General features: G+C 65.4%; 13 protein-coding genes and 1 riboswitch. Of the genes, 10 read left to right on the top strand and 3 right to left on the bottom strand.

What is annotated here, in order from left to right; all coding sequences use genetic code 11:
- Nucleotides 1–46: 46 nt before the first annotated feature.
- From P7A97_RS01880 to ligB, 3 genes are all read left to right on the top strand, one after another.
- Entirely contained in the window at nt 47–1,042 is a 996-nt protein-coding gene (locus tag P7A97_RS01880; RefSeq protein ID WP_277688225.1) for a metalloregulator ArsR/SmtB family transcription factor, read from the top strand.
- A 13-nt stretch (nt 1,043–1,055) separates the two neighbouring features.
- Nucleotides 1,056–2,246: a methionine adenosyltransferase gene (metK, locus tag P7A97_RS01875; protein WP_277688224.1), complete on the top strand. Its 1,191-nt coding sequence runs from the start codon at nt 1,056–1,058 to the stop codon at nt 2,244–2,246.
- A 114-nt stretch (nt 2,247–2,360) separates the two neighbouring features.
- Nucleotides 2,361–4,025 carry an NAD-dependent DNA ligase LigB gene (gene ligB / locus P7A97_RS01870; protein WP_277688223.1) on the top strand — a complete coding sequence of 555 codons (1,665 nt, stop codon included), beginning with the start codon at nt 2,361–2,363 and terminating at the stop codon, nt 4,023–4,025.
- On the opposite strand, the gene P7A97_RS01865 is transcribed toward ligB, so the two are convergent.
- Nucleotides 4,019–4,468, bottom strand: a complete 450-nt coding sequence (locus tag P7A97_RS01865; RefSeq protein WP_277688374.1) for a cytochrome c — start codon at nt 4,466–4,468, stop codon at nt 4,019–4,021. The two genes, ligB and P7A97_RS01865, sit on opposite strands and share 7 nt — an antisense overlap.
- A gap of 314 nt (nt 4,469–4,782) precedes the next feature.
- Nucleotides 4,783–4,877: riboswitch (S-adenosyl-L-homocysteine riboswitch) on the top strand.
- Between the two features lie 23 nt (nt 4,878–4,900).
- Between P7A97_RS01865 and ahcY the strand changes: the two genes are divergently transcribed.
- The 5 genes from ahcY to P7A97_RS01840 all read left to right on the top strand — a co-directional run bounded on the left by ahcY (nt 4,901) and on the right by P7A97_RS01840 (nt 11,587).
- Nucleotides 4,901–6,295: an adenosylhomocysteinase gene (gene ahcY, locus P7A97_RS01860; protein ID WP_277688222.1), complete on the top strand. Its 1,395-nt coding sequence runs from the start codon at nt 4,901–4,903 to the stop codon at nt 6,293–6,295.
- A gap of 60 nt (nt 6,296–6,355) precedes the next feature.
- A complete protein-coding gene (metF, locus tag P7A97_RS01855) occupies nt 6,356–7,204 on the top strand; it encodes a methylenetetrahydrofolate reductase [NAD(P)H] (protein ID WP_277688221.1) in 849 nt (282 codons plus the stop codon).
- A 118-nt stretch (nt 7,205–7,322) separates the two neighbouring features.
- Nucleotides 7,323–8,699, top strand: coding sequence for a nucleotide 5'-monophosphate nucleosidase PpnN (ppnN, locus tag P7A97_RS01850; RefSeq protein ID WP_277688220.1), 1,377 nt, complete (start codon nt 7,323–7,325; stop codon nt 8,697–8,699).
- Between the two features lie 58 nt (nt 8,700–8,757).
- On the top strand, nt 8,758–9,528 hold the full coding sequence (locus tag P7A97_RS01845; RefSeq protein WP_277688219.1) for a transporter substrate-binding domain-containing protein: 771 nt from the start codon (nt 8,758–8,760) through the stop codon (nt 9,526–9,528).
- A gap of 199 nt (nt 9,529–9,727) precedes the next feature.
- Complete coding sequence (locus P7A97_RS01840) at nt 9,728–11,587, top strand: DEAD/DEAH box helicase (protein ID WP_277688218.1); 1,860 nt, start codon at nt 9,728–9,730, stop codon at nt 11,585–11,587.
- Nucleotides 11,588–11,688: 101 nt separating this feature from the next.
- Here the strand turns inward: P7A97_RS01840 and P7A97_RS01835 are convergent, their stop codons facing one another.
- Both P7A97_RS01835 and P7A97_RS01830 read right to left on the bottom strand, forming a co-directional pair.
- Entirely contained in the window at nt 11,689–12,264 is a 576-nt protein-coding gene (locus P7A97_RS01835) for a YceI family protein (RefSeq protein WP_277688217.1), read from the bottom strand.
- An 18-nt stretch (nt 12,265–12,282) separates the two neighbouring features.
- Nucleotides 12,283–12,837, bottom strand: a complete 555-nt coding sequence (locus P7A97_RS01830; RefSeq protein WP_277688216.1) for a cytochrome b — start codon at nt 12,835–12,837, stop codon at nt 12,283–12,285.
- A 306-nt stretch (nt 12,838–13,143) separates the two neighbouring features.
- Between P7A97_RS01830 and P7A97_RS01825 the strand changes: the two genes are divergently transcribed.
- A complete protein-coding gene (locus tag P7A97_RS01825; RefSeq protein WP_277688215.1) occupies nt 13,144–14,550 on the top strand; it encodes an adenosylmethionine--8-amino-7-oxononanoate transaminase in 1,407 nt (468 codons plus the stop codon).
- A gap of 3 nt (nt 14,551–14,553) precedes the next feature.
- Entirely contained in the window at nt 14,554–15,198 is a 645-nt protein-coding gene (gene tmpT, locus P7A97_RS01820) for a thiopurine S-methyltransferase (protein ID WP_277688214.1), read from the top strand.
- Nucleotides 15,199–15,204 lie beyond the last annotated feature (6 nt).

The raw sequence follows: 15,204 nt of genomic DNA, 5'->3' as shown, positions 1-15,204 counted from the left end.
TATTGGTGTTGCTGCCTGAAAAATGACCGACTAGACTGCCGTCCCCATGAATGCGCGCGCACCTCAGCTCCACTTCGAGCCCGCCGACGAACTCGCCGCCCTGTGCAAGGCCGGCGGCGATCCGCTGCGTCTGAACGTGCTGCGCGCGCTGGCCAACGACTCGTTCGGCGTGCTGGAGCTGGCGCAGATCTTTGCCATCGGCCAGTCCGGCATGAGCCACCACCTCAAGGTACTGGCCCAGGCCGGACTGGTGGCGACCCGCCGCGAGGGCAATGCGATCTTCTATCGCCGCGCCCTGCCTCAGAGCGAACTGCTCGGCGGCGTGCTGCACAGCGCCCTGCTCAATGAAGTCGATGCCCTGCAACTGGCCGAGGACGTGCGCGCGCGCATCGCCGCCGTGCACGCCCAGCGCGCCGCGGCCAGCCGCGACTACTTTGCCCGCAGCGCAGACAAGTTCCAGGCCCAGCAGGACCTGATCGCCGGTCTGCCGCAGTACCGCGACAGCGTGCTGGCCCTGCTCGACGCCCTGGGCTTCCCCGGCAGCGCGAGCGCGCTGGAGGTCGGCCCCGGCGATGGCGGTTTCCTGCCCGACCTGGCCCGGCGCTTCGGCCACGTGGCAGCCCTGGATAACAGCGAGGCGATGCTGGAGCTGGCGCACCAGCGCTGCCAGACAGAACAACTGGGCAATGTCGAACTCAAGCTCGCCGACGCCCTCATCGACGACATCGACGCCGCCAACTGCGTGGTGGTGAACATGGTGCTGCACCATTTCGCCGCCCCGGCCGAGGCGCTCAAACAACTGGCCCGCCTGGTCAAGCCAAGCGGCAGCCTGTTGATCACCGAGTTATGCAGCCATGACCAGAGCTGGGCCAGGACGGCCTGCGGTGATCTCTGGCTTGGCTTCGAACAGGAAGAACTGGCCCGCTGGGCCGACGCCGCGGGGCTCATGCCCGGCGAGAGCCTCTATGTGGGCCTCAAGAACGGCTTTCAGATTCAGGTACGGCACTTCGCCAAGCCGGATGCGAAGCAACCTCAGGAATGAATAGGACTTTGAAATGAGCGAATACTCCCTGTTTACCTCCGAATCCGTGTCCGAAGGCCACCCGGACAAGATCGCCGACCAGATTTCCGATGCCGTCCTCGACGCCATCATCGCCCAGGACAAGCACGCCCGCGTGGCCGTGGAGACCCTGGTCAAGACCGGCGTCGCCATCGTCGCCGGCGAAGTCACCACCAGCGCCTGGGTCGACCTGGAGCAGATCGTCCGCGACGTGATCTGCGACATCGGCTACACCAGCTCCGACGTCGGCTTCGACGGCGCCACCTGCGGCGTGATGAACATCATTGGCAAGCAGTCCCCGGACATCAACCAGGGCGTCGACCGCGCCAAGCCGGAAGACCAGGGCGCCGGCGACCAGGGCCTGATGTTCGGCTACGCCAGCAACGAAACCGACGTGCTGATGCCGGCGCCGATCCGCTTCTCCCACGCCCTGGTCGAGCGCCAGGCCGAGGCGCGCAAGTCCGGCCTGCTGCCGTGGCTGCGCCCGGACGCCAAGAGCCAGGTCACCTGCCGCTATGAAGACGGCAAGGTGGTCGGCATCGACGCCGTGGTGCTGTCCACCCAGCACAACCCGGATGTCGCGCTGCCTGACCTGCGCGAGGCGGTGATGGAGCTGATCATCAAGCACACCCTGCCGGCCGAACTGCTGCACAAGGACACCCAGTTCCACATCAACCCGACCGGCAACTTCGTGATCGGCGGCCCGGTGGGCGACTGCGGTCTGACCGGGCGCAAGATCATCGTCGACAGCTACGGCGGCATGGCCCGCCACGGCGGTGGCGCCTTCTCCGGCAAGGACCCGTCCAAGGTCGACCGCTCGGCCGCCTACGCCGGCCGCTACGTGGCCAAGAACATCGTCGCCGCCGGCCTGGCCGAGCGTTGCGAGATTCAGGTGTCCTACGCCATCGGCGTGGCACAGCCGACCTCCATCTCGCTCAACACCTTCGGCACCCACAAGATCGCCGAGGAGAAGATCATCCAGCTGGTGCGCGAAGTGTTCGACCTGCGCCCCTATGCCATCACCAAGATGCTCGACCTGCTGCACCCGATGTACCGCGACACCGCGGCCTACGGCCACTTCGGCCGCACCCCGCAGCAGAAGACCGTCGGCAACGACACCTTCAGCACATTCACTTGGGAGAAGACCGACAAGGTCGACGCCCTGCGCGCGGCGGCCGGCCTCTGAGCCACAGGCAGCAACGCCAGAAGCCCCGCATGTGCGGGGCTTTTTTATGGGCCTCGCACCTGGCGCCCGCTGCGCTAGGCTTGCCTGGTCATATCGAGAGCAAGGATGCTCCCCATGTCACGCTGGATCGCGTTATGCCTGGCGCTTTGTGCGGCGCCATTGTCGGCCGCCACCTGCCCCGAATGGTCCGCCGCACGGGCCGCCACTGAAGTCTCTGCCCTGCAACAGCGTCTGGCCACCTGGGATCACGCCTACCATGTCGAAGGCCGTGCACTGGTCAGCGACGAGCTGTACGACCAAAGCCGCGAACGCCTGGCGCAGTGGCAGGACTGCTTCGCTCCACTCGCTTCACCCGCCACCGACTCGCTGCAGGGTGCCGGCGGCCCCACCGCCCATCCGGTCGCGCAGACCGGCCTGAACAAACTGCCCGACCTGCAGGCAGTAACGTCCTGGATGGCCAAGCGAACCGACCTGTGGATTCAGCCCAAGGTCGATGGCGTGGCCGTCACCCTGGTCTATCGCGACGGGCACCTGAGCCAGGTAATCAGCCGCGGCGATGGTCGCAGCGGCCAGGACTGGACGGCACAGGCGCGCCATATTCCGGCCATTCCCCTCCAGCTGCCAAAGCGTGCCGAGCTGATCCTGCAGGGCGAGCTGTACTGGCGCCTGGACGGGCATGTGCAGCGCCGTGCGGGCGGGCAGAACGCGCGCAGCCGGGTAGCCGGCGCCCTGGCGCGCACGACGCTGAATGCGACCACTGCGGCGCAGATCGGCCTGTTTGTCTGGGACTGGCCCAACGGCCCGCCGAAGATGAGCGAGCGCCTGGCGGGCCTGCAGGCAATGGGCTTCGCCGATAGCACGACGCTGACCCAACCGCTGCGCACAGCTGCCGACGCCGCACAGTGGCGCGAACACTGGTACGACACTGCCCTGCCCTTCGCCAGCGATGGCGTGGTGTTGCGCCAGGGGCAACGGCCTCCGGCCACTGGCTGGGTCGCCGCGCCGCCGCACTGGGCCGCAGCCTGGAAATACCCGCTGCGCGAGGCACTGAGCGAAGTGCGCGCCGTGCAGTTCAAGATCGGCCGCAGTGGGCGCATCACCCCATTGCTGCACCTGGCGCCGGTGGAGCTAGATGGCCGCACCGTGCAGCGCGTCAGCCTCGGCTCGCTCAAGCGCTGGCAGGCGCTGGATGTACGCCCTGGCGACCAGGTCAGCATTACCCTGGCCGGCCTGACCATTCCTCGACTGGAGCAGGTTGCCTGGCGCAGCCAGGTGCGTGCAGCACTGGCCGTGCCCGACCCCGCCAGGTATCACGGCCTGAGCTGCTGGCAGCCGACGCCAGGTTGTGAAAGCCAGTTCAGCGCACGCCTGGAGTGGCTGAGTGGCAAGCGCGGCCTGGCCCTACCCGAGGTCGGCGCCGACACCTGGGACACACTGCAGCCACAAGGCTTGCTGGACTGGCTGGCGCTGGACGAAGCAACGTTGGCCTCGCGACCAGGCCTGGGCCCGCGCAGTGCCGCCAGGCTCAGCACCAGCTTTGCGCTGGCGCGGCAACGCCCCTTTGCCCAGTGGCTACGCGCCCTCGGCCTGCCGCCCAGCGGCTCGGCGCCGCTGGGAGAAGACTGGGACAGCCTGGCCGCCCGTGATAACGCGACATGGGACGCCTATGCCGGAATCGGCGCCCGCCGCGCCGCACAGCTGGTTGCATTCTTTCGCGAACCACAGGTTCTGGCGCTGCGTGAGCAGCTACGCGCGGCTGGCGTGTCCGGCTTTCAGTAAATACGGAACTCGTCGTGGCAGGCCCGGCAGGCGGCCTCGACCTTGGCCACCGGATCGACCAGCGCCGGCTTGCGCAGGGGCTGAACCTGAGCCGCCGCATGCAGCTCGGCGGTGCTCGCTTCCAGCTCGCGGGCCAACTGCTGGAAGCGTTCCTGGCGCTGCCAGACCTCGTCACGCGCCTGGCTGCCATCGCTGCTCTCGCGCACCTGCGGGAAGTGCTGCCAGGGCTTGCGGGAAATCTCGTCCAGGTGCGCCGCGCCCTGGGCGAAACGCTCGGCATTGAACACCAGACGCCCGCGCAGCATGCCGCCGAGGTCCTCGCTGGTTTTCAGCATGTCCTTGAAGATCGCCTGGCGCTGACCCAGTGGCGAGTTGGGGTCGACCCGATCGCAACCGACGATCAGGGTGCAGGCCAGCACGGCCAACAGGGTTTTCGAGGTCATCATCTTCAGCCAGTCGTTTGCCAAAAGGCCGACAGTATTGCCAGTCCGCCTGCTCCCGCCAAGGGTCAGGTCGCCGCAGCCCCTCGGCGAAGCAGTCGCGAGCGCGCGCACAGGCTTAAGCCATTGGCCTGTGAGCGTCACTCCAGCCTTCCAGAGCCCTCTGTGCCAACATCTTGCCGGCCGGGGCTGATGACGCGCGGCAAGGATTTCAATGGCATCGCTTGGCATGCGACGGAAAGCCTTGGGCAAGCTGCACGGCATGGCTATAATCGCCGAGCTTCACGCGATCGGCTCCGCCCGGTCGTGCCCGCCACCTGTCCGAGGGGCGCTGCAGCAAACTCTGGTTGACGGAGATTTGTCAGGCTCGGATGGGGCGTTTACCCGAACGCATCAACGGCGCCCATTCGCAGACAACGAATGGAGAGCTTTCGCATGAGCGCTGCCTTTACCGATTACAAAGTGGCCGACATTTCCCTGGCCGACTGGGGCCGCAAGGAACTGACCATCGCCGAGTCCGAAATGCCGGCACTGATGGGCCTGCGTCGCAAGTACGCTGCCAGCCAGCCGCTGAAAGGCGCCAAGATCCTCGGCTGCATCCACATGACCATCCAGACCGGCGTGCTGATCGAGACGCTCACCGCCCTGGGCGCCGAAGTGCGCTGGTCGTCTTGCAACATCTTCTCCACCCAGGACCAGGCCGCCGCCGCCATCGCCGCCGCCGGCATCCCGGTGTTCGCCTGGAAGGGCGAGACCGAGGAAGAGTACGAGTGGTGCATCGAGCAGACCATCCTCAAGGACGGCCAGCCGTGGGACGCCAACATGGTGCTGGACGACGGCGGTGACCTGACCGAGATCCTGCACAAGAAATACCCGCAGATGCTCGAGCGTATCCACGGCATCACCGAGGAAACCACCACCGGCGTGCACCGCCTGCTCGACATGCTCAAGGCCGGCACCCTGAAAGTCCCGGCGATCAACGTCAATGACGCGGTCACCAAGAGCAAGAACGACAACAAGTACGGCTGCCGCCACAGCCTCAACGACGCCATCAAGCGCGGCACCGATCACCTGCTGTCCGGCAAGCAGGCCCTGGTCATCGGCTACGGCGACGTGGGCAAGGGCTCGGCGCAGTCGCTGCGCCAGGAAGGCATGATCGTCAAGGTCACCGAAATCGACCCGATCTGCGCCATGCAGGCCTGCATGGACGGCTTCGAGCTGGTGTCGCCGTACATCGACGGCATCAACGACGGTACCGAGGCCAGCATCGACAAGGCGCTGCTGGGCAAGATCGACCTGATCGTCACCACCACCGGTAACGTCAACGTCTGCGACGCCGGCATGCTCAAGGCCCTGAAGAAGCGCGCCGTGGTGTGCAACATCGGTCACTTCGACAACGAGATCGACACCGCCTTCATGCGCAAGAACTGGGCCTGGGAAGAGGTCAAGCCGCAGGTGCACAAGATCCACCGCACCGGTGCTGGCAGCTTCGATCCGGCCAACGACGACTACCTGATCTTGCTGGCCGAAGGCCGCCTGGTGAACCTGGGTAACGCCACTGGCCACCCGAGCCGGATCATGGATGGCTCCTTCGCCAACCAGGTGCTGGCACAGATCTTCCTGTTCGAACAGAAGTTCGCCGACCTCAGCGCCGAGAAGAAGGCCGAGCGCCTGACCGTGGAAGTGCTGCCGAAGAAGCTCGACGAGGAAGTGGCGCTGGAGATGGTCAAAGGCTTCGGCGGCGTGGTCACCCAACTGACCAAGCAGCAGGCCGAGTACATCGGCGTCACTGTAGAAGGCCCGTTCAAGCCGGACACCTACCGCTACTGATGCACCGGGAAGGCGGGGCGGCAACGCCCCGCCTTCTTCGTGTCTGCAAGGACCCAAGTTATGTCGCAAGACCCACGTAGTTACAGCTTCGAGTTCTTCCCCACCAAGACCGAAGCCGGACATGAAAAACTGCTGAACGTGGCGCGCCAGCTGGCCAGCTACAGCCCCAACTTTTTCTCCTGCACCTACGGTGCCGGCGGTTCCACCCGCGACCGCACCATGAACACCGTGCTGCAACTGGACGGCGATGTCGGCGTGCCGACCGCACCGCACCTGTCCTGCGTCGGCGACAGCAAAGACGAGCTGCGCAGCCTGCTCAGCCAGTACAAAAATTCCGGCATCCAGCGCATCGTCGCCCTGCGTGGTGACCTGCCGTCCGGCATGGGCATGGCCAGCGGCGAGCTGCGCTACGCCAACGAGCTGGTCGAGTTCATCCGCAACGAAACCGGCGATCACTTCCACATCGAAGTGGCGGCCTACCCGGAAGTGCACCCGCAGGCGCGCAGCTACGAGGACGACCTGCAGAACTTCGTGCGCAAGTGCCAGGCCGGCGCCAACAGCGCCATCACCCAGTACTTCTTCAGCGCCGACTGCTACTTCTACTTCGTCGAGCGCGTGCGCAAGCTGGGTGTGGACCTACCGATCGTGCCGGGCATCATGCCGATCACCAACTACAGCAAGCTGGCGCGCTTCTCCGACGCCTGCGGCGCCGAGATCCCGCGCTGGATCCGCAAGCAGCTGGAAGCCTACGGCGACGACCTGGAGAGCATCCAGGCCTTCGGCGAGCAGGTAGTCAGCGAAATGTGCGAGCGCCTGTTAGAGGGTGGCGCACCGGGCCTGCATTTCTATACCCTGAACCAGGCAGACCCCAGCCTGGCCATCTGGAACAACCTCAAGCTACCCCGCTGAGGCCACACTGCCCGTGCCCCTCGGCACGGGCGGCGCGATCAGATACCAGGCTCAGCGCGCCGTCAGTTCCTGACGGCGCCCTCCCCGGCGTACGTCGCCGCTCGACACGGAAGCCTCGATGACTCTGACCCGCAACAAGATCAATGCCTCGGTGAGCCCCAAAGGCAGCCTGGAAACCCTCTCCCAGCGCGAAGTGCAGCAACTGCGCGCCACCGGCTCGGGCAACGTCTACCGCCTGTTCCGCCAGTGCGCCCTGGCCATCCTCAACACCGGCTCGCACAGCGACAACGCCAAGACCATCCTCGAGGCCTACCCGGATTTCGAGGTGATCATCCACCAGCAGGATCGCGGCATCCGCCTGGAGCTGCGCAACGCCCCGGCCGACGCCTTCGTCGACGGCGAGATGATCGCCAGCACCCGCGAGATGCTGTTCAGCGCCCTGCGCGACATCGTCTACACCCAGAGCGAGCTGGAAAACCAGCGCATCGACCTGGACAGCTCCGAAGGCATCACCGACTACGTCTTCCACCTGCTGCGCAACGCGCGCACCCTGCGCAACGGCGTCGAGCCGAAGATGGTGGTGTGCTGGGGCGGCCACTCGATCAGCAGCGAGGAATATAAGTACACCAAGAAGGTCGGCCACGAACTCGGCCTGCGCGGTCTGGACATCTGCACCGGCTGCGGCCCGGGCGTGATGAAGGGGCCGATGAAGGGCGCCACCATCGCCCATGCCAAGCAGCGCATCAGCGGCGCGCGCTACCTGGGCCTGACCGAGCCGGGCATCATCGCCGCCGAAGCGCCCAACCCGATCGTCAACGAACTGGTGATCCTGCCGGATATCGAGAAACGCCTGGAGGCCTTCGTCCGCGTCGGACACGGCATCATCATCTTTCCCGGCGGCGTCGGCACGGCCGAAGAATTCCTCTACCTGCTCGGCATCCTCACCCACCCGGACAACGCCAGCCTGCCCTTCCCGGTGATCCTCACCGGACCGAAGAACGCCTCGCCCTACCTGCAACAATTGCATGACTTCATCGGCGCCACCCTGGGCAAGCAAGCCCAGGAACGCTACCGCATCATCATCAACGATCCGGCCGAAGTGGCCCGGCAGATGGCCCAGGGCATGCGCGAAGTGGAACACCACCGCCGTGAACACAACGACGCCTTTCACTTCAACTGGCTGCTGAAGATCGACGAGGGCTTCCAGCGCCCCTTCGAGGCCACCCACGCCAACATGGCAGCACTCAACCTGACCCGCGAGCAACCGCTGCACGAGCTGGCCGCCAACCTGCGCCGGGCGTTCTCCGGCATCGTCGCCGGCAACGTCAAGGCCCATGGCATCCGCCTGATCGAGGAACACGGCCCGTACGAGATCAAGGGCGATCCGAGCATCATGCGCCCCCTGGATCGTCTGCTGCAGGCCTTCGTCGAGCAGCACCGCATGAAGCTGCCGGGCGGCAGCGCCTACGTCCCCTGCTACCGAGTGGTTGACTGATCGACCTGCGACTTATTGCTGACTATTCGGCCGGAGTGAAAGCCATTACTCTGGCCGAATGCCACTATTCCAGCGCCAGATAATTGCCACCCTGCTCCTCTGCTGCCTTGCACTCACGGCTCGGGCTGAGCCGCTGCGCATCGTCACCGAGGCCTGGGCACCTTATGTGTACGAGGAAAACGGCCAGCCCACCGGGCTCGACTACGAGATCAGCGCCGAGGTGCTACGCCGTCTGGGGGTCGAGGTCGAGTGGCAGTTCCTGCCCTGGAAGCGCTGCCTGCTGGCCTTCGAGCAGGGCCAGGCCGACGGCATCCTCGATATATTCCGCATCCCCGAACGCGAAGCGCACATGCTGTTCGTCGAGGAACCGCTGTCGGACGTCGAGTTTGTCCTCTTCTACTCGCGCAGCCGCCCCTACCCCTACCGCCAACTGGACGACCTGCGCGACCTGCTGATCGGCACCTCGCCAGGCTACTGGTACAACGACCAGGCCTTCCGCGACTCACGCCTTTTCAGCCGCGAGGAAGCACCGAGCCACGAAGCCAACCTCGGCAAGCTGGTGCGCCAGCGCGTCGATCTGGTGGTCAACGACCGCCGCGCCGGGCTGTTCCTCGCCGCCCAGCTTGGCCTGGGCGAGCAACTCGGCTACAACCCCAAGGCTGTCGGTACGGACCGCCTGTATCTGGCCTTGCGCCAGACCACAGAGCTGGCGGCACTGGCCGAACGCTTCAGTGCAGAACTGCGGCGCTTCAAGCAGGAAAACGCCTACGCTCGCCTGCAGGCCCGTTATGCCACCCCCGACAGCACACCGATTGCCGCGAAAGATTGATCCAGCGCAAGCAATTCAGGCGACGGACAGCTAGCGGCGCCACCACGTTGCTCTGTTATACTCCGGGCTTCCGCCAGGCTTGCGCCCGGATGCTCGGCAACCCATCGCCCAGCAGTACCGGACGGGATCGTTCAGCGAGAGCGATTCAAGCCAGGCAGCTTCCCCATCGGGCTTTCGCCCCACATTGACAGGATTACACATGTCCTTTGTTTCCCTCGGTCTCTCCGAGGCATTGGCCGGCGCCGTAGAAGCGGCCGGCTACGCCCAGCCCACTCCGGTGCAACAGCGGGCCATTCCCGCCGTGTTGCAAGGCCGTGATCTGATGGTCGCCGCCCAGACGGGTACTGGTAAAACCGCAGGTTTCGCCCTGCCGATTCTGGAGCGCCTGTTCCCGGGCGGCCATCCGGATCGCGAACACCGCCACGGCCCGAAACAGCCGCGCGTGCTGGTGTTGACGCCGACCCGCGAGCTGGCTGCCCAGGTGCACGACAGCTTCAAGGTCTACGCCCGCGATCTGCCGCTGGTCAGCACCTGCATCTTCGGCGGTGTCGGCATGAACCCGCAGGTGCAGGCCCTGGCCAAAGGTGTGGACGTGCTGGTGGCCTGTCCCGGCCGTCTGCTCGACCTGGCCGGACAGGGTAGCGTCGACCTATCTCACGTGGAGATCCTGGTCCTCGACGAAGCCGACCGCATGCTCGACATGGGCTTCATCCACGACGTGAAGAAGGTCCTCGCGCGCCTGCCGGCTCAGCGCCAGAACCTGCTGTTCTCGGCGACCTTCTCCAAGGACATCATCGCCCTGGCCAACAAGCTGTTGCGCGACCCCGAGCGCATCGAAGTCACGCCGCCGAATACCACGGTCGAGCGCATCGAGCAGCGTGTGTTCCGCATCCCGGCCACACACAAGCGTGCCCTCCTGGCGCACCTGATCACCCTCGGCGCCTGGGAACAGGTGCTGGTGTTCACCCGCACCAAGCACGGCGCCAACCGCCTGGCCGAGTACCTCGAGAAACACGGCCTGCCGGCCGCTGCGATTCATGGCAACAAGAGCCAGAACGCGCGCACCAAGGCCCTGGCCGACTTCAAGGCCAACCAGGTGCGCATCCTGGTCGCCACCGACATCGCCGCCCGCGGCCTGGACATCGACCAGTTGCCCCACGTGGTCAACTACGAGCTGCCCAACGTCGAAGAAGACTACGTGCACCGTATCGGCCGCACCGGTCGTGCCGGACGTAGCGGCGAAGCCATCTCTCTGGTCGCGCCGGACGAGGAGAAGCTGCTCAAGGCCATCGAACGCATGACCAAGCAGCAGATTCCGGATGGCGACATGCAGGGCTTCGATGCGGCCAGCATCGAGGTGGAGAAGCCCGAGCCGCGCGGCCCTCGCCCTGAACGCAAGCCGCGCGCGGACAAACCCAAGCACGAAGCCAAGCACGAGCCCAAGGCCGAGGGCGACACCGGCGAAGGGCAGCCGAAGAAGCGCAAGCGCCGTCGCGGCAAGGGCAAAGGCCAGGGTGAAGGCGGCCAGCAGCCGCAACAGAACCTGCCACGCCAGGCGAACAAGCCAGCCGCCCCGTTGGCCCTGCCGCCGGAGCGCGATCCCGAGGAGTTCCTCGACGACGAGTTCGACAACTTTGGCAATCGCGCGGACTACGTGCCGACGCAGCCCAAGCCGCAGGGGCGCAACCCGCGCCGCGGTGGTCAGGGTGGCGGCCAGGGCAGTGCTCAGCCACGCGGTCAGGGCGGTCAGCGCCAAGGCGGCCAGAAACAAGGCCAGGGCAAGCCCGGCGGACAGCGTCAGGGCCAGGGGCAAGGGCAAGGCCCGAAACGCGGCCAGGGCCAAGGGCAGCGCGGCAATGGCGGCGGTCGCCGTCGCGAGGAGCCGCGCTACGAGCGCCAGGAACCCGCTGTGCAGGACAGCCGTGCCGCCAAGCAGCCGCTGATCATCCGCAAGGGTGAGCGCCTGCCCACTGCCGAGCAGCTGGACAGCCTGAGCAACTCCCGCCCGCGCGGTGAGAAGCCAGCCCTGCTGACCCGCAAGAGCGACGCCTCGGAATAGGGCTTCGCCTCATGAAAAAAGCCGGCCCCAGGGCCGGCTTTTTTATACCGCTGATCGCAGGCTGAGCGCGCCGGCACCTGGCCGGCGCGCCGCCACGCAGATTACTGACGCACGCCTTCCACGGAGAGGATCAGTTCGACTTCCTGGGAAGCCGGGCCGAGATCCTTCTGGATGTCGAAGTCCTTCAGCTTGAGCGTGGTGCTGCCTTCGAAACCGGCGCGGTAGCCGCCCCACGGGTCGCTGCCTTCACCGATGAACTTGGCAGCGATCACCACCGGCTTGGTCACACCGTTGAGGGTCAGGTTGCCGGTGATGTCGGCAGTGCCTTCGCCGGTGCTCTTGACCGAAGTGGACTCGAAGGTGGCGGTCGGGTGCTTGTCGACGTTGAGGAAGTCGCCACTGCGCAGGTGCTTGTCACGCTCGGCGTGGTTGGAGTCGACGCTGGCGGTGTTGATCTTGACGCTGACCTTGCTCGCTTCCGGCGCCTTGGCGTCGAAGCTGAAGCTGCCATCGAAGTCCTTGAAGGTGCCGTACAGCCAGCTGTAGCCCAGGTGGCTGATCTTGAAGTTGATGAAGGCGTGCTGGCCTTGCTTGTCGATGGCGTAGTCGGCGGCCATGGCCTGGCCAGCGAACAGAGCGGCGCCCAGGGTCAGGGCAGCGAAGGATTTCTTGAACATTAACAGTCTCCTTGTGGGTTACTTGCCGGTGCGACCAAACATGCGCACCAGGGTGGCGTCACGGTCAATGAAATGGTGTTTGAGTGCCGCTAGGGCGTGCAGGCCGGCGAAAATCACCAACGCCCAGGCGAGGTATTCGTGGACCAGGCCGGCGACGTCGGCCTGGTCCGGAATGCTGGTCAGGGTCGCCGGAACCTCGAACAGGCCGAACACGGCAATGCCGCGGTCATCGGCCGTGGAAATCAGGTAGCCGCTGATCATCAACGCGAACAGCGCCAGGTAGAGAAAGGCATGCCCGGCCTTGGAGGCCAGGCGAGTGACAGCACCGTGGTTGGCCGGCGCCGGCGGCGGCGGACTGACGAAGCGCCAGACCAGACGCGCCAGCATCACGGCGAACAGGGTCAAACCAATACTCTTGTGCAGGTCGGGTGCGGTGCGATACCAGCTGCTGTAGTAGTCCAGCCCGACCATCCACAGCCCAAGGCCGAACAGGCCAAACACCGCCAGGGCCACCAACCAGTGCAGCAGGATGCTGATCAGGCCATAACGGGAGTTGGAATTGCGCCACTGCATTGCATCGTTTCCGTACTGAGAGTTGGCCAAGCCTAGCGGCAAATGCATCGAATAAAAGCGGAATTTTTCGCTTCGAAATATCGAGTAACCAGATCTATTGACCGAGCCACCAGAAGCGAGACCTTTGGGTCACTCCGCCCCTGCCAGGTTCCCGGCGCGCCTCTGAGCGGCACTTTTAGGGGAATGAATGGCAGCCAAGGGATGGGCCGAGCCATCGCAACGCCATACGCCACGGATACTGCGCAAACGGACGTGCCCACCGCAGCCTTCTGGTAGTCTCACTGGCCGTTGTCGAGGAGAGAGCCCATGAGCCAGAACACCGAGTGGATGCAGCGCGACCTTGCCGTGCTGTGGCACCCCTGCACCCAGATGAAGGATCACGAGCGTCTACCGCTGATCCCGATCAAGCGTGGCGACGGCGTATGGCTGGAAGACTTCGACGGCAAGCGCTACCTGGATGCCGTCAGCTCCTGGTGGGTCAACGTATTCGGCCACGGCAACCCGCGCATCAACGCACGCATCAAGGAACAACTGGAAAGCCTGGAACACGTGATGCTGGCCGGCTTCACCCATGCGCCGGTAGTGGAGCTGTCCGAGCGTCTGGTACAGATCACCCCGGCCGGACTGAGCAAGGTGTTCTACGCCGACAACGGCTCCTCCGGTATCGAGGTGGCGCTGAAGATGAGCCACCACTACTGGATCAATACCGGCAAACCGGAAAAGAAACGCTTCGTCACCCTGAGCAACAGCTACCATGGCGAAACGGTGGCGGCCATGTCGGTCGGTGACGTGGCGCTGTTCACCGACACCTACAAGGCGCTATTGCTCGATACCCTCAAGGTGCCCAGCCCGGACTGCTACCTGCGCCCCGAAGGCATGGGCTGGGAAGAGCACTCGCGCACGATGTTCGCCGCCATGGAGCAGACCCTGGCCGAGCACGCCCATGAAGTGGCGGCAGTGATCGTCGAGCCGCTGATTCAGGGCGCCGGCGGCATGCGCATGTATCACCCGGTCTACCTCAAGCTGCTGCGCGAGGCCTGCGACCGCTTTGGGGTGCACCTGATCCACGATGAGATTGCCGTCGGCTTCGGCCGTACCGGGACCATGTTCGCCTGCGAGCAGGCCGGCATTACCCCGGACTTCCTGATCCTGTCCAAGGCACTCACCGGCGGCTACCTGCCGATGGCCGCGGTGCTCACCACCGATGAGGTGTACGGCGCCTTCTACGACGACTACGCCACCCTGCGCGCCTTCCTCCACTCGCACACCTACACCGGCAACCCGCTGGCCTGTGCCGCTGCGCTGGCGACGCTGGATATCTTCGAGCAGGACAAGGTGATCGAGGCCAACAAGGCCCTCAGCGCACGCATGGCCAGCGCCACCGCGCACCTGGCCGATCACCCACATGTGGCTGAAGTACGCCAGACCGGCATGGCCCTGGCCATCGAGATGGTCGCCGACAAGGCCAGCAAGACCGCCTACCCCTGGCAGGAGCGCCGCGGCCTGCGGGTTTACCAGCATGCGCTGAGCCGTGGCGCACTGCTGCGCCCGCTGGGCAGCGTGGTGTACTTCCTGCCGCCTTACGTGATCACCCCGGAGCAGATCGATTTTCTCGCCGAGGTGGCCAGCGAAGGCATCGACATCGCCACGCGCGAGTCGGTCAGCGTGGCGGTTGCCGAAGACCTCTACCCCAACCACCGCGATCCGGGTTGAACGATGGAACATGACTTCTGGCACCAGCGCTGGGCGAACAACCAGATCGGCTTTCACGAGCCGACCGCCAACCCGCTGCTGATCGAACACTTTGCCGCACTGGCCCTGACCAAGGGCAGCCGGGTGCTGCTGCCACTGTGCGGCAAGACCCTGGATATCGCCTGGCTGCTGAATGCCGGTTACCAGGTCGTGGGCGTGGAGTTGAGCGAGGTGGCGGTACAGCAGCTGTTCGCCGAACAGGGCAAGACGCCGCGAATCGACAGCCTGGGCGCCACGCTGAAATGCTACGAAAGCGGCGACCTCAAGGTGTTCGTCGGCGATATCTTCGAACTGAGCGCGGAGCGGCTCGGCCCGGTTGACGCCATCTACGACCGCGCTGCGCTGGTGGCTCTGCCGCCCGGTATGCGCCCGGACTACGCCCGTCACCTGACCGAAATCAGCGCCCACGCCCCCCAGCTGCTGATCAGCTTCGACTACGAGCAAAGCCTGCTGCCCGGGCCACCCTTCTCCGTGCCGCTAGACGAACTGACGGAGCTGTATGGCGCGCACTACCGCCTGCAGCAGCAGGTCCGCCAGCCACTGAAAGGCGGCCTCAAGGGGCAGTGCCCGGCGGACGAGGTGGTGTGGCTCCTGCAACCGGCCGGATAAGCCATG

The sequence above is a fragment of the Pseudomonas sp. GOM6 genome, assembly GCF_029537485.1.
GTDB lineage: Bacteria > Pseudomonadota > Gammaproteobacteria > Pseudomonadales > Pseudomonadaceae > Aquipseudomonas.
The sequence above is the reverse complement of the archived record's forward strand: the minus strand, read 5'-3'. Positions and strand labels throughout refer to the sequence as shown.